This is a genomic window from Paraburkholderia sp. RL17-337-BIB-A, assembly GCF_046025895.1.
Taxonomy (GTDB): Bacteria; Pseudomonadota; Gammaproteobacteria; order Burkholderiales; family Burkholderiaceae; genus Paraburkholderia; species Paraburkholderia fungorum_C.
In genome coordinates, this window is the sequence record NZ_JARESY010000004.1 from 19238 (window position 1) to 34825 (window position 15588).

The following is a 15588-nucleotide window of genomic DNA, read 5'->3' on the forward strand; positions in this document are numbered from 1 at the left end:
TTGACTCCTTCCACCAGCCCCCGCATGTCGGGAAGGAGCTCATCGTGAAGTACGTCGTCCATGATCAGGTTGTGCTGTCGCGACCGCCTGAAGGGCCGCTTGCTGCCTATATCGCATCATTTGCGAGATCGCTCAGTGAGCAGGGATACAGCGCAGGATCGCTGAAGCAGCAAGTACGGATCGCAGCGGGGTTTAGCCGTTGGCTTGAACAGACGGGTCTCGGAGTGCGCAGCATCTGCGCTGATCACGCGATACGGTATTTACGATATCGTGCGCGACATGTTCAACCCCGCCGGGGGGACCAGGCTGCGCTCAGACACCTCATTGATTTTCTGCGCCAGGAGCAACTGACTCCTGCGGAGCGGGTACGACTGACCCGACTGCTGCCTACTGAGTGCTGCGTACAGGCATACGTGGCGTACTTACGCGAAGCGCGTGCCTTGGCCACAGCGACGATCGTCAACTACGTGCCGTTCGTCCGCGGTTTCCTTGAAGACTGTTTCGGTAAAGGACGCGTCACACTCTCTCGCCTCTGTGCTGGCGATGTCGTGAGATTTGTACAACGTCAGGCGCCGCGTTTGCAGCCGAAGCGTGCGAAGCTTCTGACCGCCGCGCTGCGATCCTTCCTACGCTATGCGCGCTATCGCGGGGACATTACCCTGGATTTGTCCGCCGCAGTTCCAGTCGTGGCCAACTGGTCGATGCCGTCAATACCACGTGGGATTACCCCAGATCAAACACGGCAGTTGTTAGCCAGCATCGATCGACGAAGCGGAACCGGTCGTCGCGACTATGCCATTTTGCTTTTGCTTGCTCGATTGGGGGTCCGCTCCGGGGAAGTAGCAGCACTTGAACTGGATGATATCGACTGGAGCGCGGGACGTTTGAACGTGCGAGGTAAGAGCGGGCAGCGCAACGAGTTGCCATTGCCCGTCGACGTCGGCAAAGCGATCGCTACATACCTGATTCGTGGGCGACCGCGTAGCACATGTCGTCGTGTGTTTCTGCGCGCCCGAGCCCCGATCACAGGGTTTAGCGGGCCAAGTGCAGTTAGTTCGGTTGTGCGGCATGCCCTCCAGCGTGCTGGCATCGACGCCCCAACTATGGGGGCCCACCAGTTTCGTCACGGATTGGCGACTGAGATGCTGTGCCATGGTGCCTCGCTCGGTGAGATAGGAGAGTTGCTGGGGCATCAACACCCGCAGACCACGACGATCTACACCAAGGTTGACATCAAGGCGTTGCGCACGCTGGCTGTGCCATGGCCGGGAGGTGTGCAATGAACTCGCTCCGGCAGGCTGTTGCTGCGTATATCAATCTTCGACGCAGTTTGGGATTCAAGCTGCATGATGCGGGCAAGTCGTTACTCGATTTCGTCACGTTCATGGAGCAGCATCGCGCCCCCTACATCACGCAGGCATTGGCTCTCGCCTGGGCGCAACAACCACTCGGCGTCCAACCTGCACACTGGGCGAAACGACTCAGCTTCGTACGCGAGTTCGCACGTCATCGCAGCGCCACCGATTCGCGCACCCAGATTCCAGCGCAAGGGCTGCTGCCGTTCCAACCGAAACGGGTTCGACCGTACCTGTATTCGGACGATGAGATTCGAAACTTACTGCGGGCCACCCTTCAAATGCGATGTCGATATGAGCGCAGTGCACTGCGGCCCAGGACGTTCTATTGCCTGTTTGGGTTGCTAAGTGTGTCAGGTATGCGGCTCGGGGAAGCCCGCAATCTTGAGGTTCGGGATGTGGATCTCACCACTGGGGTGCTTACAATCCGTGGCACCAAATTCGGTAAGTCCCGCCTCATGCCTTTGCATGACTCGACTCGCGAAGTGCTTGCCGACTACATCGAGCGACGTAATCGTCATTGGGCCGGTCGGCCAGTGTCTTCCTATCTGTTCGTTTCCAACCGGGGCAATCGTCTGGATGGCGCAGAGGTACATCGGACTTTCTATGCGCTGTCGCGACAGGTCGGCCTGCGTGGTGCTTCCGACCATCAGGGACCACGCCTGCACGATATGAGGCACACCTTTGCGACGAACACACTTGTCCACTGGTACCGGTCTGAACAGGATCCAGAGCGTCGCCTCCCGATCCTGTCAGCCTACCTCGGCCACGTCAATGTCGCCGATACGCAGTGGTATCTAAGCGGCTCACCGGAACTCATGCACGAGGCCATGCGCCGGCTCGAGCAGCGCTGGGAGAAGCGGCCATGACCACCCCCGCCAGCTTCGCTCCGTTGCTCGAGCGTTTCTTTACACAGCGACTGATGCAGCAGCGCCAGGCGAGTCCTCACACAATCAGTTCCTATCGCGATACCTTCCGTCAATTTCTGAAGTTCGTACAGCAGCGTTTGCATAAACTACCGTCACGCCTGAATTTTGAGGAAATCGATGCCCCTTTGATCGTCGCGTTTCTGGACGACCTGGAGAAACACAAGGGCGTAAGCATTCGCACCCGCAATCTGCGGCTCACCGCAATTCATTCGTTCTTCCGGTATGCGGCGCTCGAGACGCCGGCGCATTCCGCGCAGATCCAGCGTGTGCTTGCGATTCCCAGCAAGCGATTCACCCGCACGCTCGTTAACTTCCTGACGCGTCCGGAAATCGATGCCTTGCTTGCGGCGCCTGACCGGCGTACGTGGTCAGGTCGGCGCGATCACGCCTTCATACTGGTGGCTGTGCAGACGGGACTACGTTTGTCCGAAATGACTGGACTCAAACGCGACGATTTCGTCCTCGGAACCGGTGCACATGTGCGTGTGATTGGCAAGGGCCGCAAGGAACGCTGCACTCCCATCGCCAGATCCACGCTCGCGGTGCTGAAGGACTGGCTACGAGAACCTCAACGCGGGAATGGTGAAGTGCTGTTTCCGAGCGCCAGGGGCGAACGTCTGAGCGTCCACGGTGTGCAGTACCTGCTAAACAAACATCGCGAGGCCGCGTCCCGAGTTTGCCCTTCTTTGAAGCAGAAACGGATCAGCGTCCACCGCTTGAGGCACACGACGGCCATGGACCTTCTGCAGGCTGGCGTTGATCGTTCAGTGATCGCCTTGTGGCTCGGGCATGAATCGGTGGAAACCACACAGATCTATCTCGAAGCCACTCTCGCGATGAAAGAGCAAGCCCTTGCGAAGGCATCTCCGCCACAAGGCAAGTCGGGTCACTACCGGCCAACAGATCAGCTCCTGGCCTTCCTGAACAGCCTGTAGGACCAGGCAAACTATGTCGGGAAACAGAATGGGCTGCTTCGAGCCACGGCGCACGGATATTGGGTGGTCAACAACCTGTTCTCATTACCCGACATAGTCCGGCACGGCACATAGTGGCGCAACGTGTGCATGGACACGCGCTTGTCGATTCCCGCAGCCTCGGCGGCCGCATGGATCGCGCGGTTTAGTTGACGGGTGCTGAGCGATTCAATCGGGTTGAGCCCGGGAAAGAGCCAGCCGCCGTCGGGCATCCTGCCCTGGGCCCGGGCGACTCGCCACCAGACCCGCAGTCGCTCAAGCAGGATCGGGGAGAGCATGGCGTATCGGTCCTTCTGCCCTTTACCCTGCTCAACGCGCAACGTCATGCGCTGGCTGTCGATGTCACCGACCTTTAACGCCACCACTTCGCTGGCGCGTAATCCTGTGCCGTAGGCAACCGCGAGTGCCGTCTGATGCTTCCAGATTACTGGCTGCCGCGATCAGTCGGCCGACTTCATCGCGGCTGAGTATGACCGGCAAGGTACGGGGAAGATAAATTGAACGCATCTTCGCCATCAACGCCTCTTGAGCGAGCGTCGTGCCGAAGAAGAACTTCAGGCCGGTGATCGCGGCGTTCAGGGAAACTGGCGACACGCCGCGGTCAACCAGATGCAACTGGTAGCGCCGCAAGTCCTCGACGGTGGCAGTGTCAGGCGAGCGTCCGGGGAAGACGGTGAACTCTCGTACCACACGAAGATAGTTGGCTTGCGTGGTTGGCGCGAGGCGGCGCATACGCATGTCGTCCATCATGCGCCGGCGTAACGGACTGATGCCCTGGCGGGGGGTAGTCATGGCTGGGCTCCTGTTGAGTAACGAGGCGGAGTGCCTCATTGCTCAACATAGGAAACCGGGTGGGTTTCCTATGAAGAACCACCACGTTCAAACGGAGTGCATACCGCGCGAGCGGTTTAGTCCGATGGCCGATAGTACGCATTCGCTGCAGCTTGGAGTTGCTGTTCGTCGGCTGACCCGTCAGAAGACCGGTCTGCAGTATCAAACGGCCATATCTGCCCCGACGTCCCAACGTGAGCTAAGGCTGATCAGCGGGCGAACGCCCCTTCCCTTCCTGCACCGTAACTCCCTGACGAGAGGCGTTAGCCGCGATAAGGGGCGGGTTATCGCGGCTAAGACAGAAAGGCCGAACTCGCTGAACCGACAGTTCCAGGCCAGTTCGGTCCGAATCTGTATGAAAATCTGGCCAAAGCTCTGCTTCAATCTGATCGATCGACGGGAGCTCAGTTTCCAAATGATTCGGGTACCTGTCGCCGACAATAGAAACGGTAAGTCCACTCGCCGGGATCAAGCACATCTTTTAATCCCGCGAGATAGGCCGGCCAAACCGGATTGTCGCAATTGAACTTCCGATCGCCGACGAACCGGACATAGAAATTCGCGTAGTCGAGAAGGGCCGCATCTAGCGGCATAGCCGCTAGCTCCGCGACTCTTCGAGCGAAATGAAGTTGCAGGTCAAAAAATCCTCGACGTACACCATCGCGTCAGCGCTCCCTGCGTTAGTCCTCGCTGTCCCGGGCACCACGGGCTGTTGCCAATCGAAGGGTGACGCCCCACTTCACACCAGCGCCGTATCCGGCCACGCACCGCTCTCGACCAGTTGCGTCATCTGCTGCCGGACGGTCCGCAGGACTTGCCATTGGCTGGGAATAGGCGGCCGGTTGCGACCGGAGATGATCGCGACATCGCGCACGACGTCCGGGCCGACCAGCGGCGTGGCCTGCAGCAGACCGCTGCGCAGTTCTTCCTGGACGGCGGCAAGCGGCAGCACGGTACATCCGCAGTTTTCCGCCACCAGCTGTTTGGTGATGTAGACCGACGCATCGCATTCCATGCTGATGTCGAGCGTCTTCGCAAACCGCGCGACGAGCGACTCCGACAACACTCTCAGCCCGTGGGGATGCGAAGGCAACACCATCGGGACGTCGCCGAGACGCTCGACCGGAAAGCCCTCGCCCAGCGGGCCGAATTCAAGCGGCGCCACGAAGCTCAGCCGCTCGCGCAGGATCACGTCGACACCCAGCGATGCATGGCTTTCCGGCAAATAGACAATGGCGGCATCGATCTCGCCGCTGGCAATCCATTCCTGGATATGACCGCCGAGACCTTCCTTGAAGCGCATCTTGATGCCCGGATACTGCTGCTTCAAGGCCTTGCCGATCGAGCCGAACAGGATCTTGGCGATGGTCGGCTGCGCGGCGAGCACGATGCTCGAAGGTCCGTGGTGAGAAGGCGCGGAAAGTGCCTCGGCGGCAGCCGCGAGCGTGCCCTTGATCTCTGCCGCGTATTTCATCAGGCGGTGGCCGCTTTCGGTCAGGACGACGCCGCGCCCGCTGCGGTAGAAAAGACGCGTGTTCAGTTCGGATTCGAGTGCCGCGATGCGCCGGCTCAAGGCCGACTGCGAAAGACCGATCTCGATCGATGCGCGCGACAGGTTGCCACTGATCGCGACGTTCAGGAACAGCATCAGATCCTCCGAGTGCACTGCCGCCTCCCGATGGCGACATGCTTCACATGAGGACGAAAGCACGTCGACCTGATTTTTGGTGGCAACAGTATATCCCGGCGCCTGACGCATTCAGGCGCGCCGATGACGAGCAATGGCGCGACGGTTTTGTGACGGAGCGCCGTCCAGTGCTATGCGAAGCTAACCGCCGCCGACGTCGCGATACAGGCGCTCATCGTGCGGCGAACCAAGCAACGGGTCGAGTTGCCTGTGGAACTCGCGCGCCGTACTGGAAGTGATATGCGCGTCGTAAGCATCGCGGCTCGCCCAGTTCTCGACCAGCGTGAAGTGATTAGGGTTGGAGAGCTGCCTTAGAACCTCGATATCGAGGTTGCCCGGTTGCTGCCGCGAGGCCGCGACGTATCCATCAAGCAGCACGACTGCGCGATCGAGCGCGGTGCGCGCCACGTCGAGGTGCGCGATGACCGTGACGGGCTGACCACCTGCGTTGCCGGCCTGCTGTCCGGCACCGTTCGCACAGCCGGCCGCGCCGAGCGCAAACCACGCTGTCAACGCAAGCAGCGACACGAAACGTTTCATGATCGATCTCCTTGACTCTTGTTTTTCTGGGCCGGCGTGATGGGTCTGCACCTTTTGTGCTGCGGCACGCCTACTCTCGCGCCGCGTCGCGCGCGCGGCAAGGCACGGCAGCAAATAGCAGCTATGCGTCGGCGTCATGGACAACCGTGTCGAAGCGGTTGCCAAGCCATGCCGCCATTGGTGATACTCCTGCGTACAAGAACGCCGCAGCGCTGTGTTGCGCGATCAGTCGAACGGAACCTGCCATGCGAATCCTGATGACGAGCACGCCTCCCCGGTCACGCATCGCGTACGCCGCGATCTTTCACCGCCTGGGCTCCTGCATCCGTGCCGGCATCGGCGCTGCCGGGGTCGCGTCGCTCGTTGCCTGCTCGAGCGCCGCAACGTCGCCTCCGGCTCCCGCCGACGCCGTCGCACAACTCGCCCCTTCTGGCACCTTGCGCGCGGCAATCAACTACGGCAACCCGACGCTCGCCACCAAAGATCCGGCGACGGGCGAACTGCACGGCGTATCCGTCGATCTCGCTCGCGAACTTGCCCGGCGCCTCGGCGTGCCGGTCGAGTTCGTCCAGTACCCGGCCGCCCGCAAGGTCGTGGAAGGTGCGCGCGACCAGGCCTGGGATGTCGGATTCGTCGGCATCGATCCGGACCGTGCCAAGGACATGGTGTACACCGCCCCGTACCTGATCATAGAAGGCGTCTATATGGTCCGGCAGGATTCGGCAATCCGGACCAACGCGGATGTCGACCGGACGGGCACACGTATCGCGGTAAGCGGCGGCAGTGCCTACGACCTGTTCCTGACGCGCGAGATCAAGAACGCGCAGCTGGTGCGCGCGCCGGACCCGACGCAAGTCGCGGACACCATGATCCAGCAGTCGCTGGAGGTCGCGGCGGGCGTCAAGCAGCGCAGCGAGGTGGACGCGAAGCGCATAGGCGGTCTGCGTCTGCTCGACGGCAATTTCATGGTGATCAGGCAAGCGATGGCCACGCTCAAGGGCCGGCCCGCGGGAGCGCGTTACCTGACGGCTTTTGTCGAGGACGTGAAGGCTTCGGGGTTCGTCGCGGCGTCGCTACAGCGCAACCATATCGAGGGGGCGAGCGTTGGGCCGCTGACGGCCTCAGGCGCGCCTTAAAACGGAGCGATCCGCACGCTGCGGAACCTGACGACGCCACCGCGATACTGCAGCACGATGCGCCCGTCGGCGAGCTTGCCGTCCTCTACGTCTACCGTGCGCACGCCGTTCAGTATGACCTTCAGATGTGAGCCGCGCGCGATAATGTCATAGGTATTCCAGCGGCCGCCTGCTAGCATCGGAGTCGATGCGTCCGCAACGTTCACGATCGCCCCGGTCCGGTAACGAGGTTCAGGACGCTGATCGTAGATCTGCACTTCGTAGCAGTTCTTGCTCGTGAACGCCTGCGGGTCGGCGCAGCGCAGGAAGATGCCGCTCTTGGCGTCCGGACCGACCCAGAACTCCACGTGCAGCCGGAAGTCCCCGTAATTCCCCTTCGATACGAGATAGCCGCCCGCATTGCTGGACATCCCGTCCGCCTCGATAACGTCGTCCTGCGCGCGCCAGTTCGCGCTGCCTAGCGGCGTCCAGTTGTCCATGCCGTTAGCGCCGTCGATCAGTGCGCCGCTCCCACGGTCGACATGAGCACACGCCCCTACCATGCCCAGCAGACACGCGGCCGCCAACGCCTTTGCCTTTGCAAGAACCCGCTTCATGGCCGAACCCTCAGGCGTTGCGGCCGGATAAAGGGAAGATGCGATTCGCGTCTCATTGCATGCGTCCGTGGATGCGCTGGTCACTGGGTCCGACCAGCCATTCGCCGATCTGTTGCCTGAGCGCGACCGTCGACTCGGCGCGACGATGCTGATCGAACGCTGCGCCGTCGGCCCACACCTCGAGCACGACGTAGCGGCTGTGCCGTTCCGCGTCGTCGAGTATCCGGAAGGACATGGCGCCGGGCTCGTTGGTGGCTTTCGCCACGTAGTCCGCGAAGATTACCGGTGGTCGCGCACCTGTGGGACCCGGCTGGCTGGCGGGCAGCAGTTCGTAATACGTGACGACATAGAGCGGCGCGGCTGAGACGGGCGCGGCTGCGGGAGCAGATGAAGCGGCGGCTGGAGGCGCGGGCGAAGGCACCTGAGCGGCGCCTGTGCGGCAAGCAAGAACCAGTAACGCGCCAACTACCGCGAGTCGTCGCTTCATGTCTCGTCTCCTGTCCTATCCCTGCGACATGGTTAGCTGTCCCTGTGGCGCGCGTTCAGCGACATCAATCCAAGGCGCATCGGGCATTGCCGCCCGAAGCTGTTTGCGTCGATTGTAGCCGCTGCTTTCCCACCGCCCGGTGCAATTCAGCTATGCGTCGCTCACAACGCCGCCCTTGCACACGTTCGATAGCTGCTGTGCATCCAGCACATGGCCGCACCGACACGGCTGTGGCATTCTCGGAACAGCGACTCAGGCATCGATCCCGTGCCGGCGCACACAAACATTAGAAGATGAGGAGACGACATGGCGACCTGGTACGGCAGCATGAATCCCCCGCAAAAGCGCACCTTCTGGGCCTGCCTGATGGGCTGGGCACTCGACGCCATGGACGTGCAGCTGTTCGCCTTCGTGATCCCGACGCTCATCACGCTGTGGGGCATGACGAAGTCGGAGGCCGGCATCATCGGCACGTCGGCATTGATTACGTCGGCGCTCGGAGGGGTGCTGGCCGGCCTGCTCGCCGACCGCATCGGCCGGGTCAAGGTGTTGCAGATCACGATCGTGTGGTTCGCGGTCTTCACGGGTTTGTCCGCCTTCACGCACAGCTTCCACGAACTGCTCATCACGCGCAGCCTGCAAGGACTCGGCTTCGGTGGCGAGTGGGCGGCGGGCGCAGTACTGATTGGCGAAGTCGTTGACAAGCGCGTTCGCGGGCGTGCCGTCGGCACCGTTCAGGCAGGCTGGCCGATCGGCTATGCGCTAGCGGCGCTGGCCTACTTCACGATCTTCAGCCTGCTGCCCGCCGACACCGCGTGGCGCGCGCTCTTCATGGTCGGCATTCTGCCCGCGCTGTCGGTAATCTGGCTGCGCCGCAACGTGAATGAGTCGGACGCCTATCTCGCCGTCAAGACAGCCGGCGCGCGCGGCAGCATGGGGCGCAATTTCAGGCTGATCTTCTCGCGCGGCATCGCGGGCAAGACGCTGACAGCTTCACTGCTTGCCGGCGGCGCGCTGGGCGGCAACTACACCATCCTCACCTGGCTCGTCACGTATCTGCGGCAGACGCACAGCATGTCCGTCGGCGTCACCACCTGGTATCTCGCCATCAACATCTTCGGTTCGTTCTGCGGCTATGTCGGCGCGGCTTATCTGAGCGATCTGCTCGGGCGACGCCGGACCTTCGTGTTGTCCGCACTCGGCGCGACGCTCGCGGTGCTGACCTATACGTTCCTGCCCGTCGTCGGCGTGACGATGCTGCTGCTCGGCTTCCTGGTCGGCATGTTCCAGTCTGGCATCGTGTCGGGGATGGGCGCCTGCTTTTCCGAACTGTTTCCCGCGCAGATCCGCGCCAGCGCGGGTGGCTTTTCCTATAACTTCGGCCGCGCCTTCGGCTCGCTGATCCCGGCCGCGGTGGGCATCACGAGTGCCCGTTACGGACTCGGTCCGTCGATCGGCGCCTGGGCGGCCGCGTCCTACGCCCTCGTTTTCGTGGCCGCGCTGGCGATGCCGGAAACGCGCTTCAAGGAGCTCGAACTACATGTCTAACCCAACCTTTCCCGGCACCCGCAATGGCGGCCAGATCGTGGTCGCCGCCTTGCTCGCGAACGGCGTGGATACGGTCTACTGCGTGCCGGGCGAAAGCTATTTGCCTGTGCTCGACGCGCTGCACGACGCAACGTCGATCCGCACCTACGTCGCCCGCCATGAAGGCGCGGCGGCCAACATGGCCGACGCCTACGGCAAGCTCACCGGCCGCCCCGGCATCTGCTTCGTGACGCGCGGCCCGGGCGCGACGCACGCGAGCATCGGCGTGCACACGGCCAGCCAGGACTCCACGCCGATGATCCTGTTCATCGGCCAAGTCGACACGCTGTTCTCCGAGCGCGAGGCGTTCCAGGAGGTCGACTACCGCCGCATGTTCGGCGGCATGGCGAAATGGGTGACCCAGATCGAGGACCTTGCGCGCATTCCGGAAGTGCTGGCGCGCGCATTCAGCGTGGCGACTTCCGGGCGACCGGGCCCGGTCGTGATCGCGTTGCCGGAAGATGTGCTGTTCGCGTCCGGCATCGCCTACGACGCCGGCCCTTCACCCGCCACGCAGCCCGGCCTTGCGACGGGCGCAACCGAAGCCTTGCGCGGCTTGCTCGCCGAGGCGCAGCAGCCGCTGCTGGTGGTGGGTGGCTCGGGCTGGGACGAAGCGGCGTGCGCGGACTTGCGCACCTTTGCCGAAACCTTCGACCTGCCGGTTGCCGCGTCCTTCCGGCGTCAGGATCTGTTCGACAACCGTCACGCGAACTATGTCGGCCAGATCGGCCTCGGCATATCGCCGCAACTGGCCGATCGCGTGCGAGCCGCGGACCTCGTGATCGCCCTGGGCACGCGCCTCGCTGAAGTGACCTCGGACGGCTACACGCTGTTCCAGAGTCCGTTGCCCAAGCAGACGCTGGTTCATGTGCACGCCGATGCCGGCGAACTGGGCCGGGTCTATCAACCGGCGCTTGCCATCAATTGCGGCGTGCGCGAGTTCGCCCGCGCGCTGGCCGCCATGCCCGCTGCGAACGTCGGCTGGCAGGTGTGGACGCAGTCCGCACGCGCGGACTACGAGAAGCATTCGGGCGCAGCGGCATCGAACGTGCCGACGGAAGGTGTCGACATGACCCAGGTGCTGATGCACCTGAACGCCACGCTGCCCGACGACGCCATCATCACCAACGGCGCGGGCAACTATACGGTCTGGGTGCATCGCTACTATCGCTACCGCAGGCCGCGCACGGAACTCGCGCCGACGAGCGGTGCAATGGGCTACGGTCTGCCCGCGGCGGTGGCTGCGAAGCTGCAGCATCCCGAGCGAACCGTCGTGTGTTTCGGGGGCGACGGCTGCTTCATGATGTATCCGCAGGAACTCGCGACTGCGATGCAATATGGCGCAGCGCCGATCGTGATCGTCGTCAACAACGGCATGCTCGGCACGATCCGCATGCATCAAGAGCGCGAGTATCCGGGGCGCGTCGCAAGCACGGGATTGAGCAATCCGGATTTCGTCACGCTTGCGACAGCGTTCGGGGCCTTCGCGGAGCGGGTCGAACGCAACGAGGATTTCCCTGCTGCATTTGCCCGCGCGCAGGCTTCTGGGGTCGCGGCGTTGATCGAGCTTCGCGTCGATCCACGCCAGATCACGCCTGTCGCAAGGCTTTCTGCCTGAGACGAGTTGCGTCGGCTTGAACCGTGTTCGGCCGACGCCGTCGACTCATGACGCGCGACTTGTTCGATCAGTAGTTTTATGTGCTGAGTCGCGGTGCGCACTGTGGGAACAGCTATCTGATGCGGTAGAGACCGTACACTGTTACATCGCTTGGACCGCGATCAAGACGCCGCAGAGGGATCGCGAGAGTAAGAACCACCTCGATCAGGCGATCCTGTCGCTGCAACGCGCGCACGCGGCCCTGACCGACGACGGAAGGTCCGAGCACGCCAGACCAGATCGGATGGTCTGGTTGACCGCCGCCCCGCACATCGAGACGTATAAAGTCCTCAAACAGGATGTTACAGAGCCGTCGCACAACGTGCTCCGCGAGCACCACGAGGAGTATTGGTGGCATTGCATCTACCTCGCCATCGACATGTACGATCTACGCCCGCCGAGTTGGTACGACGAGGATCGCGCCACGGAGAAATCCGGGCTGACCCCGCCCTCGCTTCTAATCGTGTACCGCTTCGCTTCATGGCCCGCAGGGAAAGACGATCTGATCGGCCGAGTGGACCTTGCGGGGATCGTCGCTTCGTGCGACCTGCGCTAGGGCAACCACGGTCTCAGGACTTATCTGGAAAAGTATTCGGCGATCAACGCCGTGCTCGACGCCGCCGACGCCCGGCGAACGCCACGGTAGTTGCGGTTATTGATCAGGGTGACGCGACAGTCCCTTGTCGACCCGTTGCGGACGGCCACATTTCTCCAAAGCGGTCGTTCAAACGCCGCCACTGTTTGCCAAGGGACGACCTCATGACAACGCCGAGGTGCACTCACTGGACACCGTGCAAGAGCGCAAGACGCGACGCGGTCTCTTGGATAGCCAGACATTTTCTTATTGCGGGAGAGCCTACAAAGGCCGCTTCGGGTTGAAAATCCATCCTTCGCGGGCTGCCGGCCGGCCCCGAGGCGCAGCGGGTCGTCCATCAGCTTGATCACTGGCCCCCATGTCGCTTGCTCGGCGGCGTTGTATTGGAAACGCACGACGACGAGCACGTCTTTGCGGATCGCCACCTTCTCGTAGACAATGCGTCATTTGGGCGTCAGACGGGAGGGCGCCACGAAGCCGGACCCGCTTAGCTCACAAGAAAACTTCCATGGCGCACAGTCGGCTTCGTCGTCGCAGCGATTAATCAATACGGGATGTGAATGGCAACTTCTAGCGAAAAATCTTCGGGACAAGCACGTTACGCGAGCTATCCCAGTCTAGTAGACCGGGTCGTGCTCATTACGGGCGGCGCGAGTGGCATTGGCGCTTCGTTCGTCGAGCACTTCGTTGCGCAAGGCGCACGTGTGGGCTTTCTCGACATCGACACGAACGCGGGAACAGCTCTTGCCAAATCGCTCGGTAACGCGCGCCATAAACCGCTCTTCGTCGCCTGCGACGTCACCGACATTCCCGCGTTGCACGCGGCCATCGCCGAAGTGCGGGCAGCATTTGGACCGATCGAGGTGCTCGTGAACAACGCGGCGAACGATCGCCGCCACGCGCTCGCCGACGTTACGCCCGAGTCGTTCGATGCAGGCGTTGCAGTTAACGTGCGGCATCAGTTGTTCGCAGCGCAGGCCGTGGTCGAGGATATGAAGGCCGCACGCGCGGGCTCGATCATTAATCTCGGCTCGCATTGCTGGATGCTCAAGAGCAGCCAGTTCCCGGTTTACGCAATGAGCAAGGCGGCAGTACAGGGCCTGACGCGCGGGTTCGCCAAGGACCTCGGCGCGTATGGGATCCGCGTGAACACGCTCGTGCCGGGCTGGGTGTTGACTGAGAAGCAGCGCAACCTGTGGCTCACCGACGAAGGCCGCGAAGAGATACGACGCGGCCAGTGCATCGACGAGGAAATGGAGCCCGGCGATCTCGCGCGCATGGCGCTCTTCCTCGCGGCCGACGACAGCCGCATGATCACGTCGGAGGATGTCATGGTGACGGGTGGCTGGTCGTAATAAGGCCGATTCTCGCCCGGCGGTTTGGCCCATTGACGAGCGGTAGTGGCATGGCAACTTCCGAGGAAAGGTTGGCCGATGGTGGAAGCGCGTTCGCGAGCTCGCGCAACCAAGCGAGGCCTCGAAGATTGTCGACGATTTCGCCCGGATCGTCGACTGGCCGTTCATGGCCGGGAGCCGAAGATCGAGCCAATCGACGAAGGGCCACACTGGTAAACTCGTGCGGCCAAGCAACTTTACATCGGACTTATGGCTGCACCGCATCGATCGGGTACTTCCGGTGCAATCGGATATTTACTCCCCGCTCTCGCGAACCGGTAGCACGGTCTTGTACTGGACACGCCGCAAGGTGATCGACGTGCTGACGTCGCGAACACCCTTGATGGTCGCGAGCCGTGTCATCACGAAACGCTCGATTCCCGCCATGTCGCTGGCCACCACCCGCACGATGTAATCGAACGCGCCCGTCATCAGATAGCACTCCATCACCTCCTCGCAAACCCAGCAGGGCGCGCTCGAAAGCAGCCAGCTTTGCCGCGGATTTTTCCATTGCGACCGATACGTAAGCGGTGACTGGAAATCCAACCTTCTCCTGGTCCAGAAGTGACACATATTTTGTAATGACGCCTGCCTCTTCGAGCAGGCGAATGCGCCGGTAGAACGGCGAAAGCGAAATGCCCAGCGATTCAGCGAGGTCCGCAGCCTTGACATGAGCGTCCCGCTGTAGCGCCTGCAAGATGTCAATGTCGATCCGGTCCAATTTCATTGGCTCATTGTCTCAAATAAACACGAAAATTTGCCTAATGTTGCCACGCACAGTTAATTCATTGGCTTATTTTGGCACGTACGACCGGCGCAGACTAGCTAGAATTTTTCACACGACATGTCGTGTCCTGTCGCAGCAGCGCAGCGATGCCAGGTTCAGAAGTGAGCCGCTCACACATGCTTCCCGCTTGCTGATAGACGAGGCAAGCGTGGCCGATCTGAACGAGCAGAGAATGCAATTGAAAGGAACAAACGTGGCTTTTTCTAATGGACAACTGGCTGGCAAAGTGGCGCTCGTGACCGGTGGCTCTCGCGGGATAGGCGCGGCCATCGCAAGACGGCTCGCAAGCGATGGCGCGGCCGTGTCGATAACCTATTCGAACTCGAGTGCCGACGCGGATCGCGTCATCGAGGACATCGAACGCGACGGGGGACGGGGCGTGGCGATTCGCGCGGATTGTGCCGACGCGGAAGCGGTAAAAGCCGCGGTCGGATCGACCTCGAAACGCTTCGGGGGACTGGATATTCTCGTGAACAACGCCGCGATGTTCCGCCGCGGCCTGATCGACGACTTCCCACTGGAAGATATCGACCGGATGCTGGCCATCAACGTCAGGAGCCTGCTTGTCGCCATTCAGGAATCGCTCCGTTTCATGGAAAAAGGCGGGAGGATTATCAATATCGGCAGCATCAGCAGCGACTACATGCCGATTTCGGGCGTGTCCGTCTACGCCGCGACGAAAGGTGCGGTAACCAGCATGACGCGGGCGCTGGCAAGGGATCTTGGCAGCCGGGAAATTACGATCAATAACGTCCAGCCCGGACGGATCGATACGGTGATGAACCCGGCTAACGGTCCAATGGCCGACCAGATCCGGGGCTCAATTGCGTTGGGCCGGTACGGATCAGGCGACGATATTGCGGGACTTGTCGCCTGGCTGGCAAGCCCCGAAGCGGCGTTCATAACGGGCACCAGACTGAAGGTCGATGGGGGCACAAGTGCTTGACCGATGGCCTCGGGCCCAGGACGGCACTCCGTATCGTGAACGAATCACGCACACGCTGAGCGACCGGGATGGACTGCTTCTGGACTA

The 15588-nt window shown here is 61.9% G+C and carries 14 protein-coding genes and 2 pseudogenes; 9 read left to right on the forward strand and 7 right to left on the reverse strand.

The window, feature by feature from the left end; genetic code table 11:
• Positions 1–44: 44 nt before the first annotated feature.
• Genes P0D84_RS45160 through P0D84_RS45170 form a run of 3 tightly spaced genes read left to right on the forward strand, consistent with a single transcriptional unit; the run spans position 45 to position 3219 of the window.
• Positions 45–1283, forward strand: a complete 1239-nt coding sequence (locus P0D84_RS45160) for a site-specific integrase (RefSeq protein ID WP_408347067.1) — start codon at positions 45–47, stop codon at positions 1281–1283.
• Complete coding sequence (locus tag P0D84_RS45165) at positions 1280–2224, forward strand: tyrosine-type recombinase/integrase (protein ID WP_408347064.1); 945 nt, start codon at positions 1280–1282, stop codon at positions 2222–2224. Before P0D84_RS45160 ends, P0D84_RS45165 begins: the two co-directional genes overlap by 4 nt.
• Positions 2221–3219, forward strand: coding sequence for a site-specific integrase (locus tag P0D84_RS45170; protein WP_408261565.1), 999 nt, complete (start codon positions 2221–2223; stop codon positions 3217–3219). The genes P0D84_RS45165 and P0D84_RS45170 overlap by 4 nt, the downstream gene beginning before the upstream one ends.
• A gap of 11 nt (positions 3220–3230) precedes the next feature.
• On the opposite strand, the pseudogene P0D84_RS45175 reads toward P0D84_RS45170, so the two are convergent.
• The 3 genes and pseudogenes from P0D84_RS45175 to P0D84_RS45185 form a co-directional block, all read right to left on the reverse strand.
• Positions 3231–4050: pseudogene (locus tag P0D84_RS45175) on the reverse strand (tyrosine-type recombinase/integrase).
• 778 nt (positions 4051–4828) lie between these two features.
• Positions 4829–5737: a LysR family transcriptional regulator gene (locus P0D84_RS45180; RefSeq protein ID WP_408349961.1), complete on the reverse strand. Its 909-nt coding sequence runs from the start codon at positions 5735–5737 to the stop codon at positions 4829–4831.
• Positions 5738–5917: 180 nt separating this feature from the next.
• The gene (locus P0D84_RS45185; protein ID WP_408349964.1) at positions 5918–6316 is read right to left on the reverse strand and encodes a putative quinol monooxygenase; all 399 of its coding nucleotides are present in this window, start codon (positions 6314–6316) and stop codon (positions 5918–5920) included.
• A 245-nt stretch (positions 6317–6561) separates the two neighbouring features.
• Here P0D84_RS45185 and P0D84_RS45190 point away from each other — a divergent pair, with 245 nt between their 5' ends.
• The gene (locus tag P0D84_RS45190; RefSeq protein WP_408349967.1) at positions 6562–7452 is read left to right on the forward strand and encodes an ABC transporter substrate-binding protein; all 891 of its coding nucleotides are present in this window, start codon (positions 6562–6564) and stop codon (positions 7450–7452) included.
• Here the strand turns inward: P0D84_RS45190 and P0D84_RS45195 are convergent.
• Both P0D84_RS45195 and P0D84_RS45200 read right to left on the reverse strand, forming a co-directional pair.
• Positions 7449–8048 carry a 3-keto-disaccharide hydrolase gene (locus tag P0D84_RS45195; protein ID WP_408349970.1) on the reverse strand — a complete coding sequence of 200 codons (600 nt, stop codon included), beginning with the start codon at positions 8046–8048 and terminating at the stop codon, positions 7449–7451. The two genes, P0D84_RS45190 and P0D84_RS45195, sit on opposite strands and share 4 nt — an antisense overlap.
• 52 nt (positions 8049–8100) lie before the next feature.
• Positions 8101–8535, reverse strand: coding sequence for a putative quinol monooxygenase (locus P0D84_RS45200; RefSeq protein WP_408349973.1), 435 nt, complete (start codon positions 8533–8535; stop codon positions 8101–8103).
• Between the two features lie 306 nt (positions 8536–8841).
• On the opposite strand from P0D84_RS45200, the gene P0D84_RS45205 reads away from it, so the two are divergent.
• From P0D84_RS45205 to P0D84_RS45220, 4 genes are all read left to right on the forward strand, one after another.
• Positions 8842–10083: an MFS transporter gene (locus P0D84_RS45205; protein ID WP_408349976.1), complete on the forward strand. Its 1242-nt coding sequence runs from the start codon at positions 8842–8844 to the stop codon at positions 10081–10083.
• On the forward strand, positions 10076–11740 hold the full coding sequence (locus P0D84_RS45210) for a thiamine pyrophosphate-binding protein (protein WP_408349979.1): 1665 nt from the start codon (positions 10076–10078) through the stop codon (positions 11738–11740). Before P0D84_RS45205 ends, P0D84_RS45210 begins: the two co-directional genes overlap by 8 nt.
• 283 nt (positions 11741–12023) lie before the next feature.
• Complete coding sequence (locus P0D84_RS45215) at positions 12024–12335, forward strand: hypothetical protein (RefSeq protein ID WP_408349982.1); 312 nt, start codon at positions 12024–12026, stop codon at positions 12333–12335.
• Between the two features lie 599 nt (positions 12336–12934).
• Positions 12935–13729 carry an SDR family NAD(P)-dependent oxidoreductase gene (locus tag P0D84_RS45220; RefSeq protein ID WP_408141728.1) on the forward strand — a complete coding sequence of 265 codons (795 nt, stop codon included), beginning with the start codon at positions 12935–12937 and terminating at the stop codon, positions 13727–13729.
• Positions 13730–14023: 294 nt separating this feature from the next.
• Here P0D84_RS45220 and P0D84_RS45225 read toward each other — a convergent pair whose 3' ends face one another.
• Positions 14024–14314, reverse strand: a complete 291-nt coding sequence (locus tag P0D84_RS45225; protein ID WP_408349985.1) for an Lrp/AsnC ligand binding domain-containing protein — start codon at positions 14312–14314, stop codon at positions 14024–14026.
• A 91-nt stretch (positions 14315–14405) separates the two neighbouring features.
• A pseudogene (locus tag P0D84_RS45230) lies at positions 14406–14495 on the reverse strand (AsnC family transcriptional regulator); the annotation flags it as partial.
• 208 nt (positions 14496–14703) lie between these two features.
• On the opposite strand from P0D84_RS45230, the gene P0D84_RS45235 reads away from it, so the two are divergent.
• On the forward strand, positions 14704–15501 hold the full coding sequence (locus P0D84_RS45235; protein WP_408349988.1) for a 3-oxoacyl-ACP reductase family protein: 798 nt from the start codon (positions 14704–14706) through the stop codon (positions 15499–15501).
• Positions 15502–15588: the final 87 nt, after the last annotated feature.